Origin of the sequence: Pseudoalteromonas sp. XMcav2-N (assembly GCF_024124545.1) — a bacterium.
In the GTDB taxonomy this organism is placed as follows: Bacteria; Pseudomonadota; Gammaproteobacteria; order Enterobacterales; family Alteromonadaceae; genus Pseudoalteromonas.
This window is the reverse complement of the sequence record NZ_JAMXSF010000011.1, coordinates 152201-178828: the sequence shown is the minus strand read 5'-3', so window position 1 is coordinate 178828 and position 26628 is coordinate 152201. Positions and strand designations below refer to the sequence as shown.

21 protein-coding genes are annotated in these 26628 nt (G+C 48.2%); 8 read left to right on the top strand and 13 right to left on the bottom strand.

Going from position 1 to position 26628, the window contains the following annotated elements; all coding sequences use genetic code 11:
* Positions 1 to 521: 521 nt before the first annotated feature.
* Positions 522 to 773 (top strand): TIGR03643 family protein, encoded by a 252-nt coding sequence (locus NH568_RS15400; RefSeq protein ID WP_253048610.1) that lies wholly within the window; start codon positions 522 to 524, stop codon positions 771 to 773.
* Between the two features lie 14 nt (positions 774 to 787).
* Here NH568_RS15400 and NH568_RS15395 read toward each other — a convergent pair whose 3' ends face one another.
* The 5 genes from NH568_RS15395 to NH568_RS15375 all read right to left on the bottom strand — a co-directional run bounded on the left by NH568_RS15395 (position 788) and on the right by NH568_RS15375 (position 6652).
* The gene (locus NH568_RS15395; RefSeq protein ID WP_253048608.1) at positions 788 to 1429 is read right to left on the bottom strand and encodes a cohesin domain-containing protein; all 642 of its coding nucleotides are present in this window, start codon (positions 1427 to 1429) and stop codon (positions 788 to 790) included.
* A 61-nt stretch (positions 1430 to 1490) separates the two neighbouring features.
* Entirely contained in the window at positions 1491 to 3581 is a 2091-nt protein-coding gene (locus tag NH568_RS15390; RefSeq protein WP_253048606.1) for a dockerin type I domain-containing protein, read from the bottom strand.
* Between the two features lie 173 nt (positions 3582 to 3754).
* Positions 3755 to 4861, bottom strand: a complete 1107-nt coding sequence (locus tag NH568_RS24220) for a dockerin type I domain-containing protein (protein WP_253048604.1) — start codon at positions 4859 to 4861, stop codon at positions 3755 to 3757.
* A complete protein-coding gene (locus NH568_RS15380) occupies positions 4858 to 5781 on the bottom strand; it encodes a hypothetical protein (RefSeq protein ID WP_253048602.1) in 924 nt (307 codons plus the stop codon). The genes NH568_RS24220 and NH568_RS15380 overlap by 4 nt, the downstream gene beginning before the upstream one ends.
* A gap of 253 nt (positions 5782 to 6034) precedes the next feature.
* Positions 6035 to 6652 carry a response regulator transcription factor gene (locus tag NH568_RS15375; RefSeq protein ID WP_253048600.1) on the bottom strand — a complete coding sequence of 206 codons (618 nt, stop codon included), beginning with the start codon at positions 6650 to 6652 and terminating at the stop codon, positions 6035 to 6037.
* Between the two features lie 158 nt (positions 6653 to 6810).
* Between NH568_RS15375 and NH568_RS15370 the strand changes: the two genes are divergently transcribed.
* On the top strand, positions 6811 to 7164 hold the full coding sequence (locus tag NH568_RS15370; RefSeq protein WP_366041452.1) for a GFA family protein: 354 nt from the start codon (positions 6811 to 6813) through the stop codon (positions 7162 to 7164).
* A 62-nt stretch (positions 7165 to 7226) separates the two neighbouring features.
* Here NH568_RS15370 and NH568_RS15365 read toward each other — a convergent pair whose 3' ends face one another.
* Entirely contained in the window at positions 7227 to 9551 is a 2325-nt protein-coding gene (locus tag NH568_RS15365; RefSeq protein WP_253048596.1) for a TonB-dependent receptor, read from the bottom strand.
* A gap of 623 nt (positions 9552 to 10174) precedes the next feature.
* Here NH568_RS15365 and NH568_RS15360 point away from each other — a divergent pair.
* The 5 genes from NH568_RS15360 to NH568_RS15340 all read left to right on the top strand — a co-directional run bounded on the left by NH568_RS15360 (position 10175) and on the right by NH568_RS15340 (position 16915).
* Complete coding sequence (locus tag NH568_RS15360; protein WP_253048594.1) at positions 10175 to 13474, top strand: glycosyl hydrolase; 3300 nt, start codon at positions 10175 to 10177, stop codon at positions 13472 to 13474.
* 85 nt (positions 13475 to 13559) lie between these two features.
* Entirely contained in the window at positions 13560 to 13844 is a 285-nt protein-coding gene (locus NH568_RS15355; RefSeq protein ID WP_253048592.1) for a GNAT family N-acetyltransferase, read from the top strand.
* Positions 13845 to 13936: 92 nt separating this feature from the next.
* Positions 13937 to 14575, top strand: a complete 639-nt coding sequence (locus tag NH568_RS15350) for a GNAT family N-acetyltransferase (protein WP_253048590.1) — start codon at positions 13937 to 13939, stop codon at positions 14573 to 14575.
* A gap of 64 nt (positions 14576 to 14639) precedes the next feature.
* The gene (locus NH568_RS15345; RefSeq protein WP_253048588.1) at positions 14640 to 15017 is read left to right on the top strand and encodes an MmcQ/YjbR family DNA-binding protein; all 378 of its coding nucleotides are present in this window, start codon (positions 14640 to 14642) and stop codon (positions 15015 to 15017) included.
* A 62-nt stretch (positions 15018 to 15079) separates the two neighbouring features.
* Positions 15080 to 16915 carry a winged helix-turn-helix domain-containing protein gene (locus NH568_RS15340; protein ID WP_253048586.1) on the top strand — a complete coding sequence of 612 codons (1836 nt, stop codon included), beginning with the start codon at positions 15080 to 15082 and terminating at the stop codon, positions 16913 to 16915.
* 50 nt (positions 16916 to 16965) lie between these two features.
* Here the strand turns inward: NH568_RS15340 and NH568_RS15335 are convergent, their stop codons facing one another.
* On the bottom strand, positions 16966 to 17709 hold the full coding sequence (locus NH568_RS15335) for a DUF1295 domain-containing protein (RefSeq protein ID WP_253048583.1): 744 nt from the start codon (positions 17707 to 17709) through the stop codon (positions 16966 to 16968).
* Positions 17710 to 17753: 44 nt separating this feature from the next.
* Positions 17754 to 19022 carry a sterol desaturase family protein gene (locus NH568_RS15330; protein ID WP_253048581.1) on the bottom strand — a complete coding sequence of 423 codons (1269 nt, stop codon included), beginning with the start codon at positions 19020 to 19022 and terminating at the stop codon, positions 17754 to 17756.
* A 409-nt stretch (positions 19023 to 19431) separates the two neighbouring features.
* On the opposite strand from NH568_RS15330, the gene NH568_RS15325 reads away from it, so the two are divergent.
* Complete coding sequence (locus NH568_RS15325; protein WP_253048580.1) at positions 19432 to 20970, top strand: hypothetical protein; 1539 nt, start codon at positions 19432 to 19434, stop codon at positions 20968 to 20970.
* A gap of 99 nt (positions 20971 to 21069) precedes the next feature.
* Here NH568_RS15325 and NH568_RS15320 read toward each other — a convergent pair whose 3' ends face one another.
* The 5 genes from NH568_RS15320 to NH568_RS15300 form a co-directional block, all read right to left on the bottom strand.
* On the bottom strand, positions 21070 to 21564 hold the full coding sequence (locus NH568_RS15320; protein WP_253048579.1) for a hypothetical protein: 495 nt from the start codon (positions 21562 to 21564) through the stop codon (positions 21070 to 21072).
* A gap of 123 nt (positions 21565 to 21687) precedes the next feature.
* Complete coding sequence (locus NH568_RS15315; protein ID WP_253048577.1) at positions 21688 to 23343, bottom strand: SUMF1/EgtB/PvdO family nonheme iron enzyme; 1656 nt, start codon at positions 23341 to 23343, stop codon at positions 21688 to 21690.
* 258 nt (positions 23344 to 23601) lie between these two features.
* A complete protein-coding gene (locus NH568_RS15310; RefSeq protein ID WP_054015528.1) occupies positions 23602 to 25194 on the bottom strand; it encodes an ABC-F family ATPase in 1593 nt (530 codons plus the stop codon).
* Positions 25195 to 25299: 105 nt separating this feature from the next.
* Positions 25300 to 25785 (bottom strand): hypothetical protein, encoded by a 486-nt coding sequence (locus NH568_RS15305; RefSeq protein WP_253048575.1) that lies wholly within the window; start codon positions 25783 to 25785, stop codon positions 25300 to 25302.
* 2 nt (positions 25786 to 25787) lie between these two features.
* On the bottom strand, positions 25788 to 26540 hold the full coding sequence (locus NH568_RS15300) for an HAD-IIB family hydrolase (RefSeq protein ID WP_253048573.1): 753 nt from the start codon (positions 26538 to 26540) through the stop codon (positions 25788 to 25790).
* Positions 26541 to 26628 lie beyond the last annotated feature (88 nt).

Genomic DNA, 26628 nt, shown 5'->3' with positions numbered 1-26628 from the left:
GATTAAGTATCTCTTTTTTTGCGAACGCGAGACATGGATGTCGAGCCGGAAGCCCTTCACAAGGAAGTGTCTCCACTCGTACCTAAGATTAAGTATCTCTTTTTTTGCGAACGCGAGACATGGATGTTGATGACACGCGTTACGCGCCGGAAGCCCTTCACAAAGAAGTGTGCCCACTCGCAGCTTAATATAGACCGAAGCAAAGCTTCGCAGCTTGCTGAACGCTCAGCCATGGATGGGTGAGCCGGAAACCCTCCACAGGGAGGTGTTTCCACTCGTACCTAAGATTAAGTATCTCTTTTTTTGCGAACGCGAGACATGGATGTTGATGACACGCGTTACGCGCCGGAAGCACTTCACACTCACTGTTTTCACAGTACTGAACTGAATTGCTACTTCAATATCGCAAACCCGCGAAATTCTCCAGCCCATAAAAAAGATCATAAACTTTCTAAACCACAGAGCCTTTTGGCTCGTAATGTCACTAACTAATAAAGCTGGACAAGTCCTGAGAGCACATAATGCAGTTAACGAATGATGAGCAATCAAGAGTCATCGAGATGGCGTGGGAAGACAGAACGCCGTTTGAAGCCATTGAGCAGCAATTTGGATTAAACGAATCGGCACTGATCCGGCTGATGCGTACTCAGCTTAAGCCTGCCAGTTTTCGATTGTGGCGCAAGCGGGTGAGTGGTCGGACAACCAAGCACTGTAAGTTACGTCCTGCTGAGGTTACCAGGGGCTATTGCCCGACACAGTATAAGCAGCGTTAATCAGCCGCTTTAATCTAAGCTGGCTGATTAGCGTGTGAGGCAGCAGGTCGTCTGCGCATCAAGAGTCCACCCAATAAAATTAACAGTACCACAGCAGCTAAGCCAAATGCCCAGACCTGATTTCCTGAGGCAGGCTTATCTTGTACCTGATAGCTGGCATCGAAACTCAAGGCCAGAGGGGCCAGGGGTACGTACACATATTTTTCGCCGTTGCGGGTACCAAATTCAGCATTCTGAATTGAGATCTCAGTGTTGGTGGCGTTGTCTGGTGCAGTAAAATAGAGCCGGGCGAGGCGCCCACTACCAACCGCGCTTTTTGCCGGAGCGACCTGACTTACGATATACTGGATCTGACCTTTTTGAGAGTCTGCCTGGTTACGCAGGGTATACAGGTGCTTTTCATTGAGAAAGTGGCCCTGTTCAAGCTGAGCGCCTTTTGCTTTAGTGTCCTGATCAATCAAGGTCATGGATCTGGCGTCGTAGTTTAGGGTTAGCTGTACGCCATACACTTCTGGCAGGCTCTCAACCATCACATCCACATAAAACTCGCTGCCGGTTTTAATGTGCGGATCAGAGGTATTGAGGTAAATACGTCCTTGCTCTGCAAATGCACTCAGACTCACCAGTAACGCGGCAATACACATCATATATTTCATCTTGTTGCTCCTTAAAATTGATGTAAAGGGGTTAGCGTTGAACCCTAACCCCATTTATTAGTTACCAGCTTTGTGGTCCTTGTTTACCAAAATTGGCACCCAGCAGGGTTAAATCCCGCAGGTTGATAGCGCCGTCGCGGTTAAAGTCGGCGGCCATCACATAGCCATTTTGGTGGCCTTCAACAGAGCGATAAGCCCCCAGCAGTAAGGTCAGGTCGGCAATGTCGATTTGGTTGTCACCATTGCTGTCACCACCCACCAGGTTGATCTGACCAAAGTCGATATCGGCCTGACCCGTAGTCAGGTTGACTTGCTTTTCGGCCGCGAGATATCCCGGAGCACTCAACGTCATAGTGACGTCACCCAGGCCAACGCGCACAGAGAAGCTGCCATCCGGGTTGATGGTGACGCGCTGTCCGTTGATTAAGAGCGTGACAAAGACGAAGTCGCCAGCCGTGCTCAGGTTGGAAATATTACCCGTTAAGGTGACGGATTCTGCGATGGTGAATGTGTAGTCGGTACTGCTTTGTAGCAGGTAATTGCCTTGCTGGTCGGTCATTTGCGCTTGCAGTGTCAGGTTAACGTTACCCGCTTGCTCGGCAATCAGAGTGACAGCGGCAAAGTCGCCTTCGCCCGACTTGGCGGTGGCCGGGGCCATCAGTGCCAGTGCGCCATCCCATTGGTTGTCGCTGATACCCATAGGCACGGACAAACGTTCATCCGACGGCAGAAACTCGCCATATTCCCCGCCAGAGATACGGGCTTTGGTGGTGTCACTTAGGCTGACGACGGCATCTACGCCATAAATATCAGTACCTGATACTTGTAGGGGCAGTGTGACAACATCGCCTTGCAGCACTGTGGACTGAGGCATGGAGAGTGTCATGGTATTGGCTTGTACTGCTTCAAGTTGGAACCTCTGTGCGTAAATGTTGTAGTCACCTGATGCCAGTCTACCGCTCCAGCTGACAACAAAATCATTGTTACTGATTGCACTTATGGCGGGGACAATCTGACGGTTTTCGGTCGTTGAATTGACTAAAAACTCACTACCATTGCGACTGTCATCGCTGTTAAAAGCCTGCGCATAAATGCCTTCCTGGCTACCATCTTGCTCTGAGCTTTGCCAGCTAATAACATAACCACCATTTTCCAGAGGAGTGCTTGTAGGATTAAACTGCCCATTCTGAGTAACTGTATTGACTCTGAATTCAGCACCTTGGGTTGTCGCATCCGCATTGAATCGTCTTGCATAGACGCCAAAACTGCTGCCATCTTGGTTCAAACTTTCCCAGGCAATGAGCAAATCATTGTTGCTCAAGCGACTGATTGTGGCGCCTGACTGTGAATAGCCACTGTTCTCACTGATGAAAAACTCAGTGCCATTGGTTTCTCCACTTACCAGGTAGCGCTGACCAAACAAGCGATTGGATTCATGCGCTATTAGCATAAAACCACCTTGGGTAGCGACAACTTGGGCGTCACGGGAGTCCGATTTACCCGTGATTTTTGAGCCTGCGGTGGAGCCATCAGCATTATAAACCTGTGCGTAGGTGCGATAGCCAAACTGCATTTGTCCCCAGCCAACAACAAAGCCGCCATTGTCTAGCGGGGCGATTGACACGTTTTCAATATACTCTGCGGGGCTAGATTGCACACGTATTTCACTGCCTAATTTGCTCCCGTTTTCGTCAAAACGTTGTGCAGAAATAGTTTCGCCTCCAGGGCCGCCATCTGAACTGTTTCTCCATACAACCACGAAGCTACCATCATTGAGTGTGGCCAGGCTAGGTGATGTCTGAGAATCGAAGGTAGTTGTATTAACACGGAACTCTACGCCAATAGGAGTGCCTGCTGTGTCGTAAAGCTGAGCGTAAATACCACTGCCACTGCCGTCCTGCCCAGCACTTTGCCAAACTGCAGCGAATTTGCCATCGTTGAGTCGGCTTAGCACAGGTGAACTTTGGCTTCCTTGTGTATAGCTATTAACCATAAACTCGTTGTCGGTTTTGAGGGGGGTGTGCGCTTGGCTGAGAAAGGGTAAACTACATAAAAAAACGGGTAACGTTGCACGAACAATACGTGCGCCCAGAGAGAGAAGGTGGGCTGAAGCAGCCCGTTTTTCTGTTACTTTTTTAGATACCATTTTCATTGTCAGTTCCTTGAATACATTGGGTATAAAATATTGAAATTACACTTCATCGAAATGCCTGCATAAATTACAAAGACAGCTTGTAGAGATAAATAGGGTATTTCCCCTATTTTGTTGTGTGCCTGGCGTTTATGAATATCGTGGAGATCTAATTCAATCACCCCGCGCTTTTGCTACCAGCTTTGTGGTCCTTGTTTACCAAAGTTGGCACCCAGCAGGGTTAAATCTCGCAGGTTGATGGCGCCGTCGCGGTTAAAGTCGACAGCCATGACGTAGCCATTTTGTTGACCTTCTATTGAGCGATAAGCGCCCAGCAGCAGGGTCAGGTCGGCAATGTCGATTTGGTTATCGCCATTGCTGTCACCGCCAACCAGGTTGATCTGACCAAAGTTGATATCAGCCTGACCCGTAGCCAGGTTGACCTGTTTTTCGGCCGTGAGATACCCAGGCGCACTTAACGCCATGGTGACGTCACCCAGGCCAACGCGAACAGAGAAGCTGCCATCCGGGTTAATGGTGACGGGCTGGCCGTTGATTAAGAGCGTCACAAAGGCGTAGTCGCCAGCGGTGCTCAGGCTGGAAATATTACCCGTTAAGGTGACGGACTCCGCAATGGTGAAGGCGTAGTCGGTACTGTTTTGAAGCAGGTAATTGCCTTGCTGGTCGGTCATTTGCGCTTGCAGGGTAAGGTTGACGTTACTCGCCTGCTCGGCAATCAGAGTAACAGCGGCAAAATCGCCTTCGCCCGACTTGGCGGTGGCCGGGGCCATCAGTGCCAGTGCGCCATCCCACTGGTTGTCGCTGATACCCATAGGTACGGACAAACGCTCATCCGACGGCAGGAACTCACCATATTTACCACCAGAAATACGGGCTTTGCTGGTGTCACTCAGGCTCATCACGGCATCCAGGCCATAAATATCAGTGCCTGATATTTGCAGGGGCAGCGTGACAATATCGCCTTTCAGTACCGGAGCTTGTGGCAATGAGAGCTGTATGCTATTACGCGGTGCAGAGTCGAATCGGTACCTCTGTACAAAGACGTCCATGTCGATCCCATCGTTACCTAAGTAGCTCCAGCTAACTACGAACCCATCATTTTTCAACCCCGTCACCTTTGGCGGTGAATGCAGGGGGTCAAAGGGACCTTCGACTGAAAATTCATCACTGGTTGCTTGATTATCAGGTGAGTATACTCGAGCGTAAAAGCTCTGATTATCCTGATCTGGTCCTAAACTTCGCCAGACAATCACATAGCCGCTATTATCAAGACTGCTCACATTTGAATTGGTATGACCATAAGCTGAGAGTGTATTGACCTTAAACACATCGCTGGATGGAGTACCATCAGATGCATAACGCCGGGCAAAAATATCTTGAATATAGGTTTGTGCGTCTTTTCCTTCCCAGGTAACCAGGTAACCAGGTAGCCACCATCTTTTAAAGCACTAATAGACGCACTAACCTGGAAAAAGCTGTCTCTGTCGTGCAGCGCGGTCTCGCTTCCTACCTTGGTACCATCAGGGTTAAAACGCTGGGCAAAAATATCATAGTTGATATCGATAACAGGTCCGTCCCAGGCGATAACAAACTGGCCATTCACTAGAGTTGTCACGACGGGGGAGAGTGCATCACCTGTTTTCGATGTGTCTACCTCAATCAGTGTGCCGTTGGGTTCCCCTGATACGGTATACCTTTGAGCCACAATTGCAGATACTTCTCCCGATAAAGAACTATGCCGACGCCAGGTGACAACAAACCCACCATCTCCCAGGTGACTGACTTTTGGAAAGTCGACATCTTCGACAATTTTTCCCTTCAGTAAAAGCTCTGAACCGGATTTTATACCATCCGCTTTGAAAAGTTGGCCGTGCATGCTGTAGGTAGACGCATTTGCATCTTTACTAAGCCAAATAATGACAAACCCACCGTCGTTCAAGCGGCTAATTGCCGGTATTACCTGAGGGTGGATATGCGCTGGTGAGCTGACCATAAACTCACTGCCTAATGGTTGGCCATACTGGTGGTACATTTGAGCGAAAATGCTTGCTGTATTATTGGTCTGTTCATGGCTTTGCCAGGTGATAACATAATTCCCATTTGTGAGTGAACTTATCACTGGGTTACTCTGCTGACCTGGAAAATAAGAGTTTACAACTTCTGGTTCTCCTATTTTATCGGGTAATTGTGCCTGCGCCATGTAGGGTAAGCTGAGCACGCCAAGTGAAATCAGGCTGCGACTGAAAAATGAAGAAAGTACGTTGAAGCGTGTGCGTCACGTGATGCTTTGACATGTAATCATATCATTCCTTGAATTGAGTCTCATTGAAGCTGAGTTGTGATCTTTACCGCTTGTGTTTTGTATACAGGAGCAAAGGTAATGTGAGACCAGCAGAAAAGATATAGGGTATTTCCCCTATATCGGCTCAAATGCTCGTGCTGTGTCGGTTAAATTACAGCGATAAGCCTTGCTCAATCGCAAAACGCACCAGCTGAGCGGTTTTTTTAAATCCCAGCTTTTTCATAACCCGGGTACGGTGTGCATCTACTGTTTTGGCGGAGATAAACAGGGCTTTGCCAATTTCCTTGTTGGTTTGGCCCAGGGAAATATGGTGAATGATTTCTTTTTCCCGGATGGTTAAGTCGAAGTCAGTTTTGTTGTTGCGATAGCTTTGTAGTTCAGATTGATTATCTGCACTGAGATACCGTCTGCCAGCTTGTACAGACTGGATTGCTTTGGTTAGCGAATTAAACGCATCGCTTTTAAGTAAATAGCCATGGGCGCCGGCTTCCAGTGCGGAATCAATTACTTTAATGTCACTGTGCATTGTCAGTAAAATCACCCGGGTTTTAAGACTATGTGCTTTGATGCGATGACACACGCTGAGCCCGCTTACTTCGCCCATAGTGATATCGAGGATGGCAATATCCGGTTGATGGCTTTGAATATATCGCCAGGCTTGTTCACCGGAATCGACATCAGCAATGATGGTGCCAACGTTAGCTGCCTGGATCAACGCCAGCAGTCCCTGTCTGACGATATGATGGTCATCCGCAACGAGGATTTTCATTATTATTTTTATTACTGAGGAATTTCTTATATTTCAACATATTACTAGCTAACTTTGAAACATTATCGGTACTGAGCAAATAATTCGTTTCAATTTTTAACTGTTTTTATATACAGTTGTGTATATGCAGTGTGTTTGTTAACAAAACAGGAAAAATAATGAAGTATATGGGAAGTTGTCACTGTAAAACGGTGCAGTTTGAATTTGAAAGTGAGAAGCTCACAGAAGCGTTACAATGCAATTGCTCTGTTTGCATAAGAAAAAACGCCATAATGTCGAAGCAAAGCTTCGCGGAGCATGCCTTCACGCTGTTGTCGGGTAAAGACAGTTTAAGTACCTATCACTGGGGTGATTGTGATGTTAATCACTATTTTTGTAAGGTGTGTGGTATCTACCCCTTTCATGATACCAGCTATGAGCCGGGCTGTTACCGGGTCAATCTGGGTTGTGTCGATGAACTTGATCCAAGGGCGCTTGTAATTACTGAGTTTGATGGTAGAAATCAGTTGTAAAGTAAATAGCCGCCCTGCGGCGGCTATTTGGCTATTTCACCGATAAGTTTGCTCAACAGAGCTTAAAATTCCATCTGAAAAGTCAAAGAGACCTGACGAGACTTACCAATGTATTGCTGCCCATAGCTGGTGAACGTCTTGCCTTCGTTGTCGGCTTCTTTGAAGTAACTGCGGATATAATCTTTGTCGAATAAGTTCCTGACATCCAGACGCACGCTGTAGTTATCCCACTTATAACCCACTTGCGAGTTAACGATTAAGCGATCGTCATTCACCGGTTCATTATTAAGGGCGTACTTATCCGCTTCCAATGACACTTTAGGGTTCATGTAAGCTAAGCTTGATCCTGTGTATTTGGCGTTAACGTTGACGTACAGGCCATTGTCAAAGGTATAGTTGGATGCCACATTAGCTGTCCATTCAGGAGCATCGGCGAACGGACGACCTGTCTGTGGGCCAAACTCGGTGAACTTGGTTTTTGCCAGGCCTGCCCCCGCGGTAACAGACCAATTTTTGCTTGGGTAATAGAATACTTCTGCCTCCCAGCCTTTTACCTCAGATTCACCGGCGTTGACGGTTTCTGTGTCGTACAGTGCACCAGAAAGGCGCTGTTTTACCTGCTGATCTTTCCATTTCAGCATAAATGCATTGGCATTAACCACCAGCTTGCCATCTAGCCATACGGAGCGGAACGATAACTCATAGTTGTCGGTGTACTCCGGCTCGTAACTAAAGATACGAGAGCGGGCCATGTTAAAGCCAACCCCACCTGAGCGGTAACCTTTTTGGTAAATAAAGCTGGTCGACATATCCTGATTAAAGTGATAGGTCGCGCCCAGTTTAGGCAACCAGGCATTAAAGTCTTCAGTTGACTCAGGTTCTACGCCAGAGGCTGAGGCAGCAAAGCCATTCAGATAAGCATTGATCCCAGTTACAAGTGGGCTTAGTTGCGCTGGTACCTGAGTTGGATCAGGTAGGTGGTTATCTATAGTGTAAGCGTTATCTGCGCTATTGGTTTGCTCTTCTATGTCGTATCGCAGGCCAGCCAGTAAATCGATTTGATCTGTGACTGACCAGGTTACATCACCATAAATTGCTGCCGTCTTAATTTTTTGTGTTAAACCGTAGTTCATATTAAGGACAACGGGGTCGATATTAGGATACAAAGGCGCAGCCATCGCTGCCGTTTGCGCAGCAACTTCGACAGGTAGCCCTTGTTGCATGAGTAATCCGGTAACAGCCGTTGTAAAGTCCGATACACCCACCGCTTGTTGCAGGGTCAGGATACGTTGTCCCTCAGCCCGGTCATCAACATCAACCTGTGATGCATACAAGCCAAACGCGGCCTGAACATCGTCAGATTCATAGGTTAATCTGAGTTCCTGACTAAAGGTTTCATCCGTACGACGATTGGCATTGTCTTTAACTATCTGGGTAGGTTGCATATCGCCATCCCAGTTATAGCCATAGTCAGATTCGTTGTATGTGGTAATGGAGTGGAATGACGTTGTCTCATTCACATCCCAGGTAACTTCCAGGTTATAGATATCGGTTTTGGTTTCTTCCCAGATTGGGGAGTTGAAATCTACGGTACGGTCAAACGGAGACTCACCAAAGTCGTAAAGACTCCAGAAAACACCAAAGCGATTGTCATTGCTGGTGTAAGTCAGTAGCACATCGATGTCGTCATTTGGTTCAAACAGCACTTTGGTGCGCAGGGTCTGGCTTTCTTCGAAATTAGACGTATCACCGCGAGTAATGTTGTTAATGTCACCGTCGGTTTCTTTGTCTTCATAGCTGACTCTGAATGCCAGCATATCGTCTATCAGTCCCATACCACCGGCGAACGCAAATTCCTGCTGACCGTGTTGGCCAACGGTGGCTTTAAATTTAGCGGATGGCTCATAGGTTGGGTCTTGCGAGCGGATCATAATGGCACCCGCCAGCGCGTTGCGCCCTTGCAGAGTCGACTGAGGACCCCGGAACACTTCAACCTGCGCCAGATCCCAGACAGACAATCCGCCACTTTTAACCATACGAAATGGCAGCGGTGCGCCATCGAGGTACATACTGGTTAAGAAGCTATTACCGCCGCCTGATACTGAGAACGAGTCAACGCCTCGTATTCTGAAGCCATCATTAAAGTCGCCAGATACGTTTGGCATCATCGAAAAGGCGTCATTGATATTCTGTAGGTTGTTTTGTTCCATGTCCTTGCTGGTAACGACTGCAACACTGCTTGGGGTGTCTTGCAAAGTCCGGTCTATCTTTTGACCTTGTACAACAATTACATCCAGTTCTTTTGTTTCATCTGCAATAGCGGTTGATGCAGTAGCGACAGAAACCAGTGCTAAACCAACAGATTTAGCCAGAATATTCAATTTCATATGTTAAGCTTCCAGAGAGTTTAGAGAGAGTTAAATCATTTTTTCGGGAATGATACTTGATTATTCTAAAAATACAAATGATATCCACTATCATTTGCAAGTGCGGACCTAAATAGTCTCTTTTGTTTATCTCACTCTACGGTAGTCAATTGATGCGGCATTTTGATGGAGTACCCTGCGGTCATGTAACAGATGCCAGATTAGCGCTTCTGGTTGTGTGGCAGATCAGGTGTGGGCTCACCTCATTGACAGGGGCAGTCATCTGCACAGCTGCAGTGGGCGCTGGTTAACAGTCATTCACGAAAAAGAGTGTACCTGATGGATTAGTGCCTGCTGAGGCTTTGTTGAATGTTGCGAAACAAACTCTGGACCTGGCTGCAAACGCCATCAGAATTAGATCTTCTTAATATCAGGCTTTTTCAAATAAATCATGCCTCTAAATGTTTTTGTCTTGTATTTTTGTGGCGTCATGTTCACCTGCTTCGGCTTTTTGTCGCATTTTATTTGAGCGCCAACGCACACTTATTGCACTGACTCTGGAAGTAACATACGGTTAATAAGTTTTTTAAAGTGTTATGTTGTAACGCTTTGGGTAATCGACACAATAATAATAGGGAAAATGTATGCAACAACTAAAACTTGGCCGCGCGATGCGCATTGCCTTGCTGGGTGCAGCCACGACACTGTGCAGCCTGCCTGGCCTGGCCGCCAAAAGTGATGAAGGGGTGTTATCAGCTGCCACATTCAAGGGGCTGGAACTCAGAAATATCGGGCCGGGCTTTATGTCGGGTCGTATTGCGGATATTGCCATCGACCCTAAAGATTCCAGTGTCTGGTATGTGGGTGTGGGCTCCGGCGGGGTATGGAAAACCAATAATGCCGGTGTGACCTGGCAGCCTGTTTTTGACGACCAACCGGTGTATTCGATTGGTGCAGTGGTGCTGGATCCAAATAACAGCAATACCGTTTGGGTCGGCACAGGAGAGAATGTTGGGGGTCGTCATGTCAGCTTTGGTGACGGTATCTATGTGAGTCATGACGGCGGCGCAAGCTGGACCAATATGGGCCTGAAAAACTCTGGCCATATTTCAGAAATTATCGTGCATCCAACGGATTCAAATGTCGTCTGGGTGGCCGCTCAGGGGCCGCTTTGGAGCAAAGGGGGTCAGCGTGGTTTGTATAAAACCATCGATGGCGGGAAAACCTGGGATAAAGTACTGGGTGACAACGACTGGACCGGTGTAACCGATGTCGCTATCGACCCGCGCGATCCGAATGTACTGTATGCCGCCACCTGGCAGCGCCACCGCACTGTGGCTGCATATTATGGCGGCGGCCCGGGTTCCGGGCTACATAAATCAACCGACGGTGGTAAAACCTGGCAAAAACTATCTCAGGGATTGCCTAAAGGGGAAATGGGTAAAATCGGCCTGGAAGTCTCGCCCATCAATCCGGATGTGGTATATGCCGCCATTGAACTAGACCGCCGTACCGGGGCGGTATATCGTTCTGCTGATCGTGGTGCGTCCTGGGTTAAAGGTGCCGATGCGGTAGCAGGCGGCACCGGACCGCACTACTATCAGGAGCTCTATGCCAGCCCCCATTACTTCGACCATATCTATCTTGCTGGTGTGCGTTTACACGAGTCTAAAGATGGTGGTAAGTCTTTCAAAAGAATGGAAGAAAAAGACAAGCATGGCGATAACCATGCAATGGAATTTATCGCGGGTGACAAAAATTACATGATGGTGGGGTCAGATGGTGGTTTATATGAAAGCTTTGACAGCGGCACCCACTGGCGTTACCACGAAAATCTGCCTGTGACTCAGTACTACAAACTGGCACTGGATGACGATAAGCCGTTTTATAATATTTATGGTGGAACACAGGATAACAATACTCAGGGTGGCCCGTCTCGTACACTCAACAGTCATGGTATTCTGAACACTGACTGGAAAGTGGTGTTATTTGGTGATGGCCACCAGCCAGCAACCGAACCTGGGAATCCGGATATTGTGTATGCCCAATGGCAGCAAGGTAACCTGACCCGTTATGACCGCACTACGGGTGAGATGGTGTATATCAAGCCGCAGCCTGGCAAAGGTGAAAAGCCCGAGCGCTTTAACTGGGATGCCCCTATTCTGGTCAGCCCACACAAGCCATCGCGTTTATATTTTGCCTCACACCGGGTGTGGCAATCTGAAGACCGCGGTGACAGCTGGACGCCAATCTCGGGCGATCTGACCAAAAATCGTGAGCGTATTCATCAGCCTATTATGGGGGGTAAGCAAGGCTGGGACGGCGCCTGGGACATGTTTGCGATGTCGCAGTACAGCACCATTACCTCTTTGTCGGAGTCGCCATTGGTCGAAGGTCTGTTATATGCAGGTACTGATGATGGCCATATTCAGATCACCGAAAATGGTGGCAAATCCTGGCGTAAGGTGGATGTAAAACGCCTGCCTAAGGTGCCAGGTACGGCATTTATCAACGACATTAAAGCCGATCTGTTCGACCCGGATACGGTCTATATTGCGCTGGATAACCACAAATTTGGCGACTATAAGCCTTACTTACTGAAAAGTACCAACCGCGGTAAATCCTGGAAGTCGATTGCCAGCAATCTGCCTGATAAGCACTTAGTGTGGCGTGTGGTACAGGATCATGTTGATCCGGATCTGTTGTTTGCCGGTACTGAATTCGGCCTGTTTTTCACCATTGATGGCGGTAAGCGTTGGGTAGAGCTGACGGGCAACGTACCGACTATTTCGTTCCGCGACCTGGCCATTCAGCGTCGTGAAAACGACTTAGTGGGTGCCAGCTTTGGCCGCGGCTTCTTTGTACTGGATGACTATCGGGCACTACGAAATCTGTCGGAAGATAAGCTGGCGCAGGAGTCTCTGTTATTCCCGACCCGAGATGCACTTTGGTACATCCAGCGCACCCCGCTGGGCGGTGGAGAAGTGGGCACTCAGGGCGGTAATAAGTACCGTGCACCTAACCCGGACTTTGGTGCCACCTTCACCTACTACCTCAAAGACGACATTAAAAGCCTGAAGGTACAGCGTCAGGCAAAAGAAAAAGCGCTAAAAGAAGACAAAAAGTCATTTGGTGTCCCTTCGTGGGAATCGCTGGAAGCAGAAAAACGTCAGCAACAGCCGACAGTGTGGTTTACTGTGCGTGATGCGCAAGGCAATGTGATCCGCAAGTTACAGGGCAAGGCCAAAAAAGGTCTGCACCGTATCAGCTGGGATCTGCGCTGGCCGGCACATCAGGCCATTGGCATGCAGGGCAATTATTTCTCGCCGAATCCGCAAGGCCCACTGGTTACGCCAGGCACTTACAGTGTCAGCATGAGCAAAGAAGTGGACGGTCAGGTAACTCAGTTGCAGGCACCGCAAACTTTTGAGGTGGTACAGCTGAATCAGCGTAACGCGCTGAAGGAAATTGATGGCGAAAAAGTAGCAGCCTTCTGGAAAGAAGTGGCAGAAGTACAGCGTGTGGCCAGTGCCACAGGTCAGGCACTGGGTAAAGCCGTGAAACGTCTGGATATGCTGGAGCAGTCGCTGGATCGCACCTCAGTGGCTCCGGGTGAGTTTGACAGTCAGTTTGCAAACATCCGCAACCAGCTGTTGGCACTGGATAGCCGCCTGAATGGTAATCCGGCGAAAAACCAGGTGGGTGCCTGGAATGATACGCCCACTGTCGGTGACCGTCTGTTCCATGCGCTACTGGGAACTGGCCTGTCCACCTACGGACCTACGCCTTCTATTCGAACCAGTTTAGACCTGGCAACGGAAGAACTCAGAGCGATCCGCAACGAATTGCAGATCATGCTGAGCGACACCATTCCGGCATTTGAGCAGCAGTTGCAGGCCAAAGGTGCCCCCTGGGTACCCGGCCAGTCACTGCCGCAGATCTAAGCGGCCATTGATGATAGTGAACTGAAAAAAGGGCTCAGCTGAGCCCTTTTTTATTGCTGTTATTAGCCCCTATTGGTAGGAAAAAGTGTCGATAGCAAAAGCCCTCTCAACGCTTAGTACCTGGTTTAAAAACGTTAAAGTGGCTGACAGATCAGTGAATTGGCAGTTGTTTGAGCGCTTTCGTCCTCGTGGTTTAAGTCAACAGGTAATTGAACAAGCACTGTCGCTTGCCCGGGAGCAGCATTGCTATAAGGTGGGACTGTTCTTTGGTGCAACACGCACCAGTGCCCATACGCTATACGTAAAAGTTGGATTTAAATCGGATGTCGAAAACGGGTTTGTTATTAAGAATCTGATGGCAGCAAATTAAAAGAGTTACGTTGGCCCTTTAATCGGTAAATTTATTCTCATAGCTTTCGTCTTTGTGCTGTTATTTGTCATCATTTTTTATCTATGCATATCGTGAACTTATGGTCCTCTGGACTGACACAGGATAAGCCCCGCGAGCGCGGTGCCCTGCTAGGTGAGTATTTTCACCCTTATTTTAATAAACGTTTTTCTCTAAAGCTGATTGGTCGCAATGACTTAGCACGTTTTTGTCGTTGGATGAATGACCCCAGAGTTGCGCAGTTCTGGCAACAGGCCTGGAGTGAAGAAAAACAGTGGCAGTATCTGAGTGATAAACTTGCTGATGCCCATACTTTACCCCTGATTGGTTATCTGGACGACCAGCCCTTTGCTTATCTGGAAGTTTACTGGGCAGCCAGAGACAAGCTGGCAGGTTATTATGATGCGGCGCCCTATGATCGGGGGATACATCTGCTGGTGGGAGAACAAAGTTGCCGGGGACCGGATAACTTTCGCTGCTGGATGACCTGCCTCAGCCATTTAATCTATCAAAGCCAGCCTAAGACCCGGCGCATTGTGCTTGAACCCAGAGCCGATAACGCTCGTCTGATGAAGCATATGGCAGGGCTGGGCTATCACAAACAGTTTGAGTTTGACTTTCCCCATAAACGTGCCGCACTACTGATGGGACACAGGGCGCATTTTTATGAGCATATTTTTGCTAAATATGACGAGTGTGAGTCTGTTGCTTAGGCCATTGGCATACTCCAGATGAAGGTGTATGGTGCTACAACAACGTCTGCAAAGGAGTATCAATATGGACCATACACAAGCTCATACTTATCTGCTCAATAAACCCTTTTCTTCCGTTGGTCAGCCTTTTGGGCCCGGTGTTGATGTGTTTAAAGTGAAAGACAAGATGTTTGCGACACTGGCACCGGGCAAATATGACGAAGGAGAGATCCGTCACTGGTGGTTGAATCTGAAATGTGACCCGGATGAGGCGCATGCTTTACGGGACATTTTTGATGCGGTTATTCCCGGTTACCATATGAATAAACGGTTGTGGAATACGGTGATCCTGGATGGCTCTGTGCCCCGTGGAGAAATAGAACGCATGATAGATAACTCATTTTTGCTGGTGGTGCAAAAAATGACCAAAAAGCAACGTGAGGCCATCATGGTGCATCTTTAGTTTTTTATACGTAATTGGGTTATTCTTGTTGGCGAATAGGATAATAACAATTACATGGCACTATGCGTTACCAGTTTGATAACTTTGAGTTCGACAGCACTGATTTGATTTTGCATCGCGCAGGTGAAGCGCTGGCAATTCGTCACAATGAAGCGAAATTACTGGCTTTGTTGCTGGAAAATACGCATCGCGTGCTCAGCAAAGAAGAGATACTGAATGAGGTTTGGCAGGGGAAAGTAGTCTCTGATCAGGCTGTATTCCAAAATATCAGCCATTTACGGGCCTTATTCGGCAACGATGCTATCAAAACCTATGCAAAGCGAGGTTATCAGTGGCAGCGTCCGGTAAATGATCCGGTAACAGGTCCAAAATCAGAGCTTAGTGATGTTCAGGGAAAACCGGTCGCTACATCCGTTGCAGCGGCTACTTGGATGCATCGCTCAGAGATCAAGTGGCTAGGTATATCATTGTGCTGTTTATTGGTCTTGGTTGCTGTGGTTTTTATCAGCCAAAGCGACGAGCCAGAGCAAGCATCCTTTACGCTGACTTACCTGCCTTTTGAAGGCGCCGAGCTTGAAAAGTGGCAATTACGAGATACAGCCCGGCTGGACTTTACTGCTCTTTCCACGCTTTCTGCTGCGCACTTCAGAACATCACAGGAACTGGTTTATCCCGAGGTTGCGGCGCAGCATCCGTTTATCCTCACTGCCAGCGTGCGCTATGTTGATGCTCTTTGGTATCTGACTTTTTGGCTAAAAGGCCCTGCGGGGCAATGGCAGGGTGTATTACATGGTGAAACACCTGAAGCGGTTCAGCAGCAGCTCTATCATCATCTCACCCAGCCTGTGGTCCGGTCTTTACTGCAAAACCCTCATTCGCCAGACCTGAAGCTGGCTATGCTGACTCAGGCTCATCAGGGGGCACCACAAGATCTGATCCTGTTGGGCGCCTTGGTGAATGCTTATCTCGATGTGCGGGAGCTGGAAAAAGCGATGGCAATGGCTGAGAAACTGGCTGTACTGGCCAAAGCGCAAACTAATTCACAGCAGCTGGGCCGTGCACTGGCCTATCAGGGCGAAATTTTGTCGCGTAAAAACCTGGTCGATCTAAGCCTGGTGAGGTTAGACGCTGCACTGGATGCACTGGCAATAAGCCAGGACTTAAGGGCACAGGCTGATGTCTGGCACAGTCGTTCCTGGCTACATCATTTACAGCGGGATTATGAGCAGGTCAAAGCCAGTTTGCTGCACTCGGCACAGTTGGCACAGCAGTCGCAGGACATTGCCAGAGAGCTGGATGCACTGACTTATTTGTCGATTATGGCGAGTAAAAACCAGCAGGATAATGACAAATATCTTTACCTGCGGCAGGCGGAGGAGAAAATGCGGCACTATGCATTGCCGATTTACCACTTTGCTAAAGTGCCTTTCCACTATGCTATTTTTGCAAACAAGCCGGCCGACAAAGAGCCTCACTATCGGCGAGTACTGGAATATACTGCGTTAACGCCGAACCATTGGGTGGCTCAGTCCAGTCGTAAATCGTTGGTTCGTTACTATCTGAGTGAAGGACGCTATGACGAGGCCAAATCTCTGATTGACAGTGTGAGCCAGGACAATGCAGAAAATGCCTACCTGGCGGTGATGTACGCTGCGGCTGCGCAAACTCAGGCCGAGCTTCTGCCCCTTGCGCTGCGTGCCTTTGAGCTGGCGCAGTTATCGGGAGATCGTCGGATTGGTCTCGATGTGGCCTTGTTGCTGTGCCAGATGCCGGTAGAATCGGGTGTAAATAGCGATTTCTATGCGCACTATATCAGCGAGCACGCGACACCAGACTGGCGAACTCAACATGAAGCACAGTTACTGGCACTCAATCTGAATTCAGTGGGTGTTGAATGACGTGCCAGACTCAGCGGCTATCAGGGCCCTGAGTCTGGCTGATTAAGAGGTTAGTAAACGAAAGGGATCAGTTTTTTGGTTTTTGCCGCGTACCTGTCAAACTTCTCGCCATATCGCTCTGATAGGTAGCTATCAAGTGCCGGGATATGGAAGCTGATGAAAGAATAAGCCATAAAGAAAGGCAGCAGCAGCGTCCAGTAGTTGTAGCTCAGCAAACACCAGCCCGTGAACAGCACCACATCACCGAAGTAGTTAATGTGCATTGAATGTTTAAACAGTCCTTCGGTGTAGCACTGACCTTTGTTGGCCGGGTCCTGTTTCCACCATTTTCGCTGGATCTCTGAGCCACTATTGAGGTAAGAGCCAACCGCCAGCAAAACCAGCGCAACGATATCCAGTGTACCGAACGGGATAACCTCACTTCTGAATGCGCCGCCGCCCACCAGTAACAGACCGATTTCAAACAGGGCCATAAAACACAGCAGACCCAGGGCTTCGCCCCAGTCAATTCTGCGCTGTAACAGATATAGCACAGTAATGGCATGGCGTATCCAGTAGACAAATACACAGCCAAGCATGATCAGGGCTCTGTCCTGATCAACCAATACCCACTGTTGAGAGAATAGTTGACCAATGTGAGTCCAGCCATCGGCCATTGCCAGCCAGGCACAGAAAAGGACCAGGCCAAAGTGCAGACCGACAAAAGTCCATCTTTGCGCCAGCGTGCGGCCGTGTTCGCGGTTGACCCCACCTCCGGCGTTTTGACTGTCCGGGGTCTGATTTACTGTTTCCATGTTTTTTCCTTCAATCAAATTAACTTAGAATTAGATGTTGGTTGCTACTGGGGCTCAGCAGTCAGTTCAACAGGTTGCACTGGACGGGTGCGGTAGAGCATGTAGTTGCACAAAGAGAGCAGTGCCAGCGTGGCGGTGCCCAAAGTTATCCAGTCTGCTTGATTAGTATCGATAGCCCAATACAAAATTAACCCGTACAGCAGCTGAGTGACCGCTTCCATATGCAGGCCCAGCTTGGCGCCGTCAAAGACCAGACCGTTGAAATGACACAGCCAGAAAAACAACAGAGACATACTCACCAAAGGTAAGGTTGGCAGATCTCCAAAGTAACTCATCAGGTAGGTAAACAACACCACTATGCTGCTAAAGCGTACAAATGCAGTCCATTTAGTGCGTTTGCAAATATACGGGTCTTTGGGTTTAAAATCTTTAGAGCGTACTTTGGCGCTGAGTGAGTAAAAGTCGGCTTTATTGGCCTTTTTAGGTAGCCAGGCTGGTGGTGCAAAAATAGAGCAGAACACTTCAAAGACTGAGCTGGAACATTTGATCTTTTGCCAGATGGTTTTTAAATAATAGGAGTTGATCACCAGAGGACTAAAACTGGGATATGACTCGCGCACGCCATATACCACTGGATCGTCGTCCAGCTCTCGTTGGTACGTGCCAAACAAGCGGTCCCAGATGATCAAAATACCGCCATAGTTTTTGTCTATATAGGCGCGATTGCGAGCATGGTGGACACGGTGCAGCGAAGGCGTATTGAAGATTTTATCGGCGCGGGGCGTCTTTTTCAGATACTTGGTATGAATGCAAAATGCCCAGATGATTTGCGTATAGCTGGCAGCCAGGAATACTTCCAGCGAAATACCCATAAACGCCATCGGGATAAAAGTCATCCACATGGTCAGCTCAGTGAAATAGCTGATCCGAATGGACACGCCAAAATTAAAGTTTTCCGCGGTATGATGCACCAGGTGATCGGCCCAAAACAGCCCTATCATGTGGTGAAAGCGATGATTCCAGTAGTATAAAAAGTCATAGACAAAGAATGCCAATACGTAGATCAGGGGGTTGCTCTGATCCAGGTTAAACAGGCGATACTCATTATAAACCAGGGTATAAAGTGCCACGACAGCGAGCAGAAAAATAAATGATAAACCCAGATTGCCAAGCGCAATGGTGGCATTTGTGAGTGTATCGTTAAGGCGATAGTTTTTTTGCTTACGCAAAAAGTTGATGGTTGCCAGAATAAATAGCGGCCCCAAATAGAAGGGCAGGGTATACATTACTTCTTCGGTAAAGTTGAGATCCATGTTAATCCCTTAGTGTGTCGTCTGAATAAGTGTACGGCTTACCATGCAAAGGCAGGTAAGTGCGCATATCTCACCCATATCGCCACAATGGATGTGTTGTAAGCATCTAGTTGTGGTAGTGAGGTAAAATATTTATATCAATGTTAACATTAAATTATCTTTTATTTCACGTTTTTTGTGTTACGCCACATTACATTGGCCTGTATCTTGTCGCTGAACCTTTGTATCCATCCTATTTTAAAATCGAAATGTTTGGTTAATATTGTGTTTTCTGAATGTGAACAAAAAATGGATTTAGAATAAATTTTTTGTTCTGATTGTTATGTAGGAATAAAAGTTGAGTATTTACTCAACCTTTGCTTAATCATGCCGATACAGCCTGTGGGATATAAAAAAGGAAATGAAAACAATGAAAAAGCATATATTACCGTTATTAAGTTTGGTGGCGTCAGCCATGGGTGTACAGGCCGCTGATACGCCAACAAAAGTTGTCAGTCAGAACTTTGATAACGGTTATGTCGGGCTATTTGTAGCCGATGGCACATTGAGCCAGTTTGAAACCTCAGCGTTGAATCCGATCAGTGGGCAACAAAGCCTGGCAATGACCAGCGAGGGCCATTATCGCGTAGGTACAGAAATGCTGTTGATGCGTACTTTTTCACAGACCAGTACACTCAGCGTTTCTTTTGATCTCAGCACGCCATTTACAGATGAAGCTCAGAAAACGCCGTATGCACTGGCACAGTGCGTATTTGAGATTGAATATGCAGATGGCAATACTTACCAGTCATATGTGTCACGTAACGATGATATTCCGACCTACAAAGACAGCGTCTATTCACACGATTGTCATATGACTGTGCCCGAAGGGAAGTCTGTGTTTAAAGTTACCTGGTTCCTCGAAAGCTATGCAGCACCGGGTGAAACTGTGTATCTGGATAACCTGGAACTCAAATTGTTTGAGGGAACCCATCAGCAAAATGCAGCAGTGGAGTTATTCAGAGAAGGGCGAGAGTTTTCGGCCTGGACGGATGAACAGATCTCTACCTATTTTAGCAATGCACCGATTTTAGAGCAGATGAATGGCACTGCAAGTTTGCGTTTGGCCCAAACCAGCAATGGCAGCTACAAAACGCGCTTCGTGTTACCAGAACCAGAATTTTCTCACACTTACCCTGAGTATGTTATTTATCAGGCGAGTATTACTAACCCAGGGTCCCAGCCAGTGAGTGCACAGCTATATGCCAGTGCCAGCTATCAAAAGCAGTTCCGCGGTGGCGAGCACAGCGCTGCGTTTGCGCCCAGTTATTATATTGCGCCGAATAGTACTGCCTTGGTACCCGTTATCGTTGATTTAGGAAAGGACGGTCTGACAACCGATATTACATCTACCGAACTGCGTATTGAGTCTGATGGAGTGGTATTATTAAATAGTCTCAGACTGCATTCTGGGACCAGCTTATCAGATGGCCTGGTGACCATTGCGACGTCTGGTTTCGAAGCCGACGCGGGCGGCTTTGAAACCAGTACACCACAAGACGTCACCCTGGTTAATCAGAGTCAACAGGTGATCAGCGGTGAGCAAAGCCTGGGTTTTGAGATGAGCCCCTGGCGTCAGGCGGGTTTTACTCATTACTTTGGTTGGGGCAATCAGTATTATGCAGACAAAGTCTATACTCAGCTTGCTGTGCAGCTGCAAGAAGCTGAGAAAGACACCCCTGTCAGAGTCTGTACAGATGTCTATTACATGGGAGGTAGTAAAGACAGCAACTGTGAAGAGCGTATTCTGGGCGTTGGCAGCTTCGCGTTGCATGATGTATTCCCGGTTGACTCCACAAAAGCATTGTACCGGATTCTGGTTAGAGTGCGTGCTTATGGTAACGTCAGTATTAAAGGTGAAATGGACAACTTTGTATTGGGTTACTGGCCTGCGATACCTCCACAGTAACGGGTAAACGCGAAGCGCACAGACTTATCGGTGCGCTTCGTACAGAGCAGCTAATGAGCACAATTGTTATGATGAGCTGTTAAGCAGAGTTTATAACGCTTATTGGATCTTATGATAAATACCATAAAACAGGGTTTGCCAGGACTTGCCGTTATTACTGGAAGACTGCCAGTGCTGGTGAACCGTATCGTTCTTTTTTGGTTGCCAGGTAATGCGATGTAAAACGGGCTTTCCCTCACTGTCCTGCCCGGGACCTTGCAATACCATGCCGTTATTGTCCCTGTTGCCATTGAGCTGCAGCAGTAACCCCGCGTTGTCAGTCCAGCTCTGGTGCCACTGTTGTTGTTGCTTGTCGAAGATATTCAGACTTTTACCCTGATAGCCGGAAACAGCCTGATATTCTTCTAAAATCACACACCCATTAAGTATCTTAGTGATTTTGCTGTTGCCTGCAAATTGCCCCTTGGACATGACCCGCCATTCCCCTACCCAGAAATCAAAGGCATGATACTGAGGGCTGTCACATAACGAACGCGCATGGACAGAGGCGGCGCAGCAGGTTAGTAAAAGCGAACATAGGGTCTTTTTGAACATGTGGCGATACATTCCGTATTGTGGACTATCTGAGTGACAGTCAAATCCGCAATTCTTAATAAAAATAGTCAGTTTTATGCGAATTAGGCAAGGTGGGGAAAGCGAGTTTCCCCAAATTCATCGTTATTCTTGATGTAGTGCTAGCCAGTTGAGCTTCCAGTTGGTGTCGTGAGAGTGGAGTTTTAGTGTATGTTTACCCGCAGCCAGATAAATACGTTCTCCTTGTTGTGTTTGCCAGTCATTGTATCCGCCTGTACCACGGACCGTGTGCGCAGAGATTGGTTTACCATCGATTTTAACGGTAAACCCTTTGCCGTTGCGGGGTCCGGCGATACGATAACTAAGACGATAGTAGCCACTTTTGCTAACGTTGATCTGATAATCAAGCTGAGCATCCTCAGCAATGCCATCGCCACCGGTCAGATTTAAGCGTCCATCTGTGTCTGAAGTGCGGGCGGTATTAGCACCAGTCACGGCGTAAGCATACTCTGCCTCGATGCGACCTGGCACCGACAGCGCTTTGCCGCTGGTTTTGACCAGGTTGCTGTAATTACTTTGCAGGTTGCGACGCACTGCAACTACCGTATATTCGTATACATTGGGAGAGGCATTGGCATCGGTAAACTGAGTATCAATGACATTGTCGGCAATCAGTTCAAACATCGAGCCTGCGCTGTGATTGCGATAGATTCGATAACCTGAGATATCCTTTTGTGTACTGCGGTCCCAGCTCAGTGTGGCGTACCCATTGTTCTGTGACAGGGTTAAGTTCGTCACCGGCTGAGGGTAGGCAAACTGCTGATCCCGGCGTCGCTGCTCCTGTTTTTGTACCATGATGAGCTGCTGCTGGAATCGACGGGAGGCTTTGCTTTGCTTCGGCGCAGGACCGTCCAGTGCGACACGAAACCCTTCGGCGGCACCAGCAAAGTCTTCGGGCATGCTTCCACGACGGGTAACCGGCCAGATATTCCAGTGCCAGCTACTGCCTCTTACCGAGCGGCGTTCGCATTGACCTGATTGAAAGGCGCGGCCATTTTCGCTGGCTTGCTGATAATTGTCCTGGTAGCAATCACCCAGTATTTCAGCGACATTGCTGAGCATATCGTGCAAGCCGTAGGGATTTGGCTGGTACATGCCGACGACACTGGCATAGGTCGCGTGATCAACGCAATCGGCAAACCCGTCAACAAAGTTCACATAAGTACTGTTGGTAGTGCGTTGTAACTCGTTTTCACCACTGAGATCTGCTGTATTCTCATACTGACACACTGAAGGATGCTTGGGATCATCGCCAAAGTAAAAGCCGCTTGTTGTCCCCCCATGTGCTGCATACTCCCATTCGGCTTCACTGGGGAGTCGATAGGGCTTCCCCGTCGTTTTTGCCAGCCAGTCTACATAAGCTTTAGCGCCAGTCCAGCTTACGCAGATAGCAGGCTGGAAATCGTTGTCCGTCAGGCTGTTGTTATCCCAGCTGCCCGGTGTGTTGCCAATAAACCATCCATCAAGCTGGTGATAGCATTCCTGGGGCGCCACAAAACCGGTGGCTTCGACGAAGCGTCGGTACTCTCTGACCGTCACTTCATATTTGCCCAGACTGAACTCGGGCAGTGTGACCGAATGAACGGGCTGGCTGTTTTCATTGTCAGAGCTGCCCATTGCGAAACTGCCAGCCGGAAGTGTGACCATAATGGGTTCAATGGGGGAGGGAGAATTCCCGGCTAGTGTCGGTGAACAGATTGTCAGCAATATCAGTGTTGAACAGGGGAGTGTGATTTTCATGATTATTTTTCCTGTAAAAAAGACGCTTTCACCATGCCTAACCAGCAAGGGTGAAATCCTAGCGATTTTTTACAAAGTGAGAAAAATAGAAATATTTTAGATTGGGTTAAATAGAAATGGCTAACTAACGTATTGATATAATTGTTTATTTAATTTTTTGAGGCGCTGCGAAATTTAAGTCAGCGTGAAAATGCAGGGAAGGCAAATGAAACACTTTGGAAGAAATTCTGGCCGCAGGGTACGGCCAGATAAACAGGCTTACTGTTCAGCAGCCTGTTTTGCCAGGTACTCGTCATAAGTCCCCTGGAAGTCAATGATCTGACCGTCTTTGATTTCCCAGATACGGGTGGCCAAAGACGATACGAACTGGCGGTCGTGTGACACGAAGAACAAGGTGCCTTCGTACTGTTCCAGTGCCATATTCAATGATTCAATGGATTCCATGTCCATGTGGTTGGTCGGTTCATCCATCAACAGAATGTTAGGCTTGTGCATCATCAGCTTACCAAACAGCATGCGACCTTGCTCACCCCCGGAAATCACCTTAACTGACTTTTTAATGTCGTTTTGTGAGAACAGCATACGACCCAGGAAACCCCGTACGACCTGCTCGTCGTCACCTTCCTGCTGCCATTGTTCCATCCACTGGAACAGGTCCAGGTCTTTTTCGAATTCGTCCGCGTGATCCTGGGCATAGTAACCAATGTTGGCGTTCTCAGACCACTTAAACGCGCCCGACTTAGGCGCCATACGCCCAGCCAGGGTGTTAAGCAGAGTCGTTTTACCTACGCCGTTTTCACCAATGATGGCGACTTTTTCACCTACTTCAACCAAGCCATTGAGGCCACTGAACAGCACGTCTTCATAGCCTTGAGACAGGGTTTCCAGCTCCAGCGCATTGCGGAACAATTGTTTGGACTGCTCGAAGCGAATAAACGGATTTTGACGGCTTGAAGCCTTAACTTCTTCTAGCTGGATCTTATCAATCTGTTTGGCACGTGAAGTGGCTTGCTTCGCTTTAGAAGCATTCGCTGAGAAGCGAGAAACAAATTGCTGAAGTTCAGTGATCTGGGCTTTCTTCTTGGCGTTGTCAGCAAGCAGACGCTCCCGCGCCTGAGTGGCTGCCAGCATGTATTCGTCATAGTTGCCCGGATAAATACGCAGCTCACCATAGTCGATATCGGCCATGTGGGTACACACCGAGTTCAAAAAGTGACGATCGTGCGAGATGATGATCATGGTGCAGTCACGTTGATTGAGTACGTCTTCCAACCACTTGATGGTATAAATGTCCAGGTTGTTGGTCGGTTCGTCGAGCAGCATGATATCTGGCTCGGCAAACAGTACCTGTGCCAGCAACACCCGCAGTTTCCAGCCAGGTGCCACTTCTGACATAGGTCCGTAGTGTTGCTCTGTTGGGATGCCCACGCCCAGCAGCAGCTCACCGGCTTTGGCTTCGGCGGCATACCCATCCATCTCTGCGAATTGAGTTTCAAGATCGGCCACTTTCATGCCGTCTTCTTCACTCATTTCCGGCAAAGCATAAATGCGGTCACGCTCCTGTTTCACTTCCCATAGCTCTTTGTGACCCATGATCACCGTATCGACCACCGAGAATTCCTCGTAGGCAAACTGATCCTGATTTAGCTTAGCAATGCGCTCATTCGGATCATAAGAGACGTTGCCTGCGCTGGCCTCCAGTTCTTTGCTGAGGATCTTCATAAAGGTCGATTTACCACAGCCATTGGCGCCGATCAGACCGTAGCGATTACCGTCGCCAAATTTGACCGAGATATTTTCAAACAGCGGCTTGGCGCCAAACTGCATGGTGATGTTGTTACAAGACAGCATAAGGGGTGCTCATTAGATTCAATTGCCGCGATTTTAGCATTAAATCGCGGCTGGGGGGGAAGGTTATTGCAGTATAACCTGATATGGCTTTACACAGGCCGGCAGTCAGTAATCAGGCTTTTTGCGAAGTGCAAACGCGATTGCGCACAAACCCAGGCCAGCAATAAACAGGAATAATCTCCAGAGATTGTTTTCCAAAACAAACCGCGAATAGCTTTTGAGTGTAACCTCACCTCTGCTTACTTCATACACGGTATATGCCGAAATATCAGCGCGATACTTGACCAGTAATTGCACATTGTCGCCCGGCTTTAGAGGCGCATTGGTTTTTTTGTGCAACACCATTTGGGTACTGCCGGTGTTTATCTTGATGAAATAGCACTTAGCTTTACCACAGGCGGTACTGGACAAATAGGGTTCTCCCAACTGACCTGACACCTCTCTTAATGATGTTTTATCGGGCAGGTCCAACAGAAACAGGCTCAGTATAATCATCAGCAAACCAATTCCCAGTGTATTGGCTAAACCTTGCTGCCTATCGTCTTCATCTGTGTATTCCGTGATGGGCGAAGTATAAGGTTCTTTGTTCATTCTTATTCTCTAAATTCGTCTGCCAGCTGGCGCAGTGTATCAGCCACACTGTCTTCTGTCAGGCGGATGAAATCACAATTTGGCGCTATTTGTTCGCCGACAACATAGGCCTGCCGGGCTGCTTCGAGCATTGCAATGTCATTGACATCGTTACCAAAACACACGGTTTGCTGCATATTCAGGCCAAGCTCCAGCAGTGCCGTGAGCTTGTTGCTGTGTGCGGGCACCAGATCAAAGCAATGATGGCCATTGTGATGATAGATTTCAAAGTTGTTTAGTGTCTGTTCACACACTTGCTTAACCTGATCATGATGCTCATCCTCTAACACCAGCAATTTCACGATGGGCTCTTGTCTTAGTGTCTGATTGCTGCCCGGTGGGATGCCAAGTTCGGCCACATGTTGATGAAAATGGTGAGGCTTATCGGAGATGGCATACTGCCAGAGGCCGTCAAATAAGTACGCTATCTCGTGATTATCCAGCCAGCAGAGCAGGATTTGCACCTGAGCGGGGTCGAAGCTATGGGCGTTGATCACGGCTTTGTTCTGACTGAACATGGCGCCATTACAACCAATGATGGGGTGATGCCAGAAGCATTCAGGCAACACCGGCAAGGTATCTCTGAGTGGCCGGGCCGTGGCAAAATACAGATTGCTACCACTGCGCTCCAGCGCTAGCAGGGCATGTTTAATGTCGTCTTGCATGCGCTGGGCATGGAATACGGTGGTGCCATCCAAATCAAAAACAAAATTCATAGTTACTTCCGGGTACAAAATCGAGTGTTTACTTTGCCAAACTGACAACTTAGTATTTTAGTTATTGGCTCAAAATACTTAAATATCG

What these genes read in the sequence shown, in the direction of transcription:
- NH568_RS15400 (WP_253048610.1), top strand. Translation starts at nt 522, where the DNA reads ATGCAGTTAACGAATGATGAGCAATCAAGAGTCATCGAGATGGCGTGG.
- NH568_RS15395 (WP_253048608.1), bottom strand. Translation starts at nt 1,429, where the DNA reads ATGAAATATATGATGTGTATTGCCGCGTTACTGGTGAGTCTGAGTGCA.
- NH568_RS15390 (WP_253048606.1), bottom strand. Translation starts at nt 3,581, where the DNA reads ATGAAAATGGTATCTAAAAAAGTAACAGAAAAACGGGCTGCTTCAGCC.
- NH568_RS15380 (WP_253048602.1), bottom strand. Translation starts at nt 5,781, where the DNA reads ATGGCGCAGGCACAATTACCCGATAAAATAGGAGAACCAGAAGTTGTA.
- NH568_RS15375 (WP_253048600.1), bottom strand. Translation starts at nt 6,652, where the DNA reads ATGAAAATCCTCGTTGCGGATGACCATCATATCGTCAGACAGGGACTG.
- NH568_RS15370 (WP_366041452.1), top strand. Translation starts at nt 6,811, where the DNA reads ATGAAGTATATGGGAAGTTGTCACTGTAAAACGGTGCAGTTTGAATTT.
- NH568_RS15365 (WP_253048596.1), bottom strand. Translation starts at nt 9,551, where the DNA reads ATGAAATTGAATATTCTGGCTAAATCTGTTGGTTTAGCACTGGTTTCT.
- NH568_RS15360 (WP_253048594.1), top strand. Translation starts at nt 10,175, where the DNA reads ATGCAACAACTAAAACTTGGCCGCGCGATGCGCATTGCCTTGCTGGGT.
- NH568_RS15345 (WP_253048588.1), top strand. Translation starts at nt 14,640, where the DNA reads ATGGACCATACACAAGCTCATACTTATCTGCTCAATAAACCCTTTTCT.
- NH568_RS15340 (WP_253048586.1), top strand. Translation starts at nt 15,080, where the DNA reads ATGCGTTACCAGTTTGATAACTTTGAGTTCGACAGCACTGATTTGATT.
- NH568_RS15335 (WP_253048583.1), bottom strand. Translation starts at nt 17,709, where the DNA reads ATGGAAACAGTAAATCAGACCCCGGACAGTCAAAACGCCGGAGGTGGG.
- NH568_RS15330 (WP_253048581.1), bottom strand. Translation starts at nt 19,022, where the DNA reads ATGGATCTCAACTTTACCGAAGAAGTAATGTATACCCTGCCCTTCTAT.
- NH568_RS15325 (WP_253048580.1), top strand. Translation starts at nt 19,432, where the DNA reads ATGAAAAAGCATATATTACCGTTATTAAGTTTGGTGGCGTCAGCCATG.
- NH568_RS15320 (WP_253048579.1), bottom strand. Translation starts at nt 21,564, where the DNA reads ATGTTCAAAAAGACCCTATGTTCGCTTTTACTAACCTGCTGCGCCGCC.
- NH568_RS15315 (WP_253048577.1), bottom strand. Translation starts at nt 23,343, where the DNA reads ATGAAAATCACACTCCCCTGTTCAACACTGATATTGCTGACAATCTGT.
- NH568_RS15310 (WP_054015528.1), bottom strand. Translation starts at nt 25,194, where the DNA reads ATGCTGTCTTGTAACAACATCACCATGCAGTTTGGCGCCAAGCCGCTG.
- NH568_RS15305 (WP_253048575.1), bottom strand. Translation starts at nt 25,785, where the DNA reads ATGAACAAAGAACCTTATACTTCGCCCATCACGGAATACACAGATGAA.
- NH568_RS15300 (WP_253048573.1), bottom strand. Translation starts at nt 26,540, where the DNA reads ATGAATTTTGTTTTTGATTTGGATGGCACCACCGTATTCCATGCCCAG.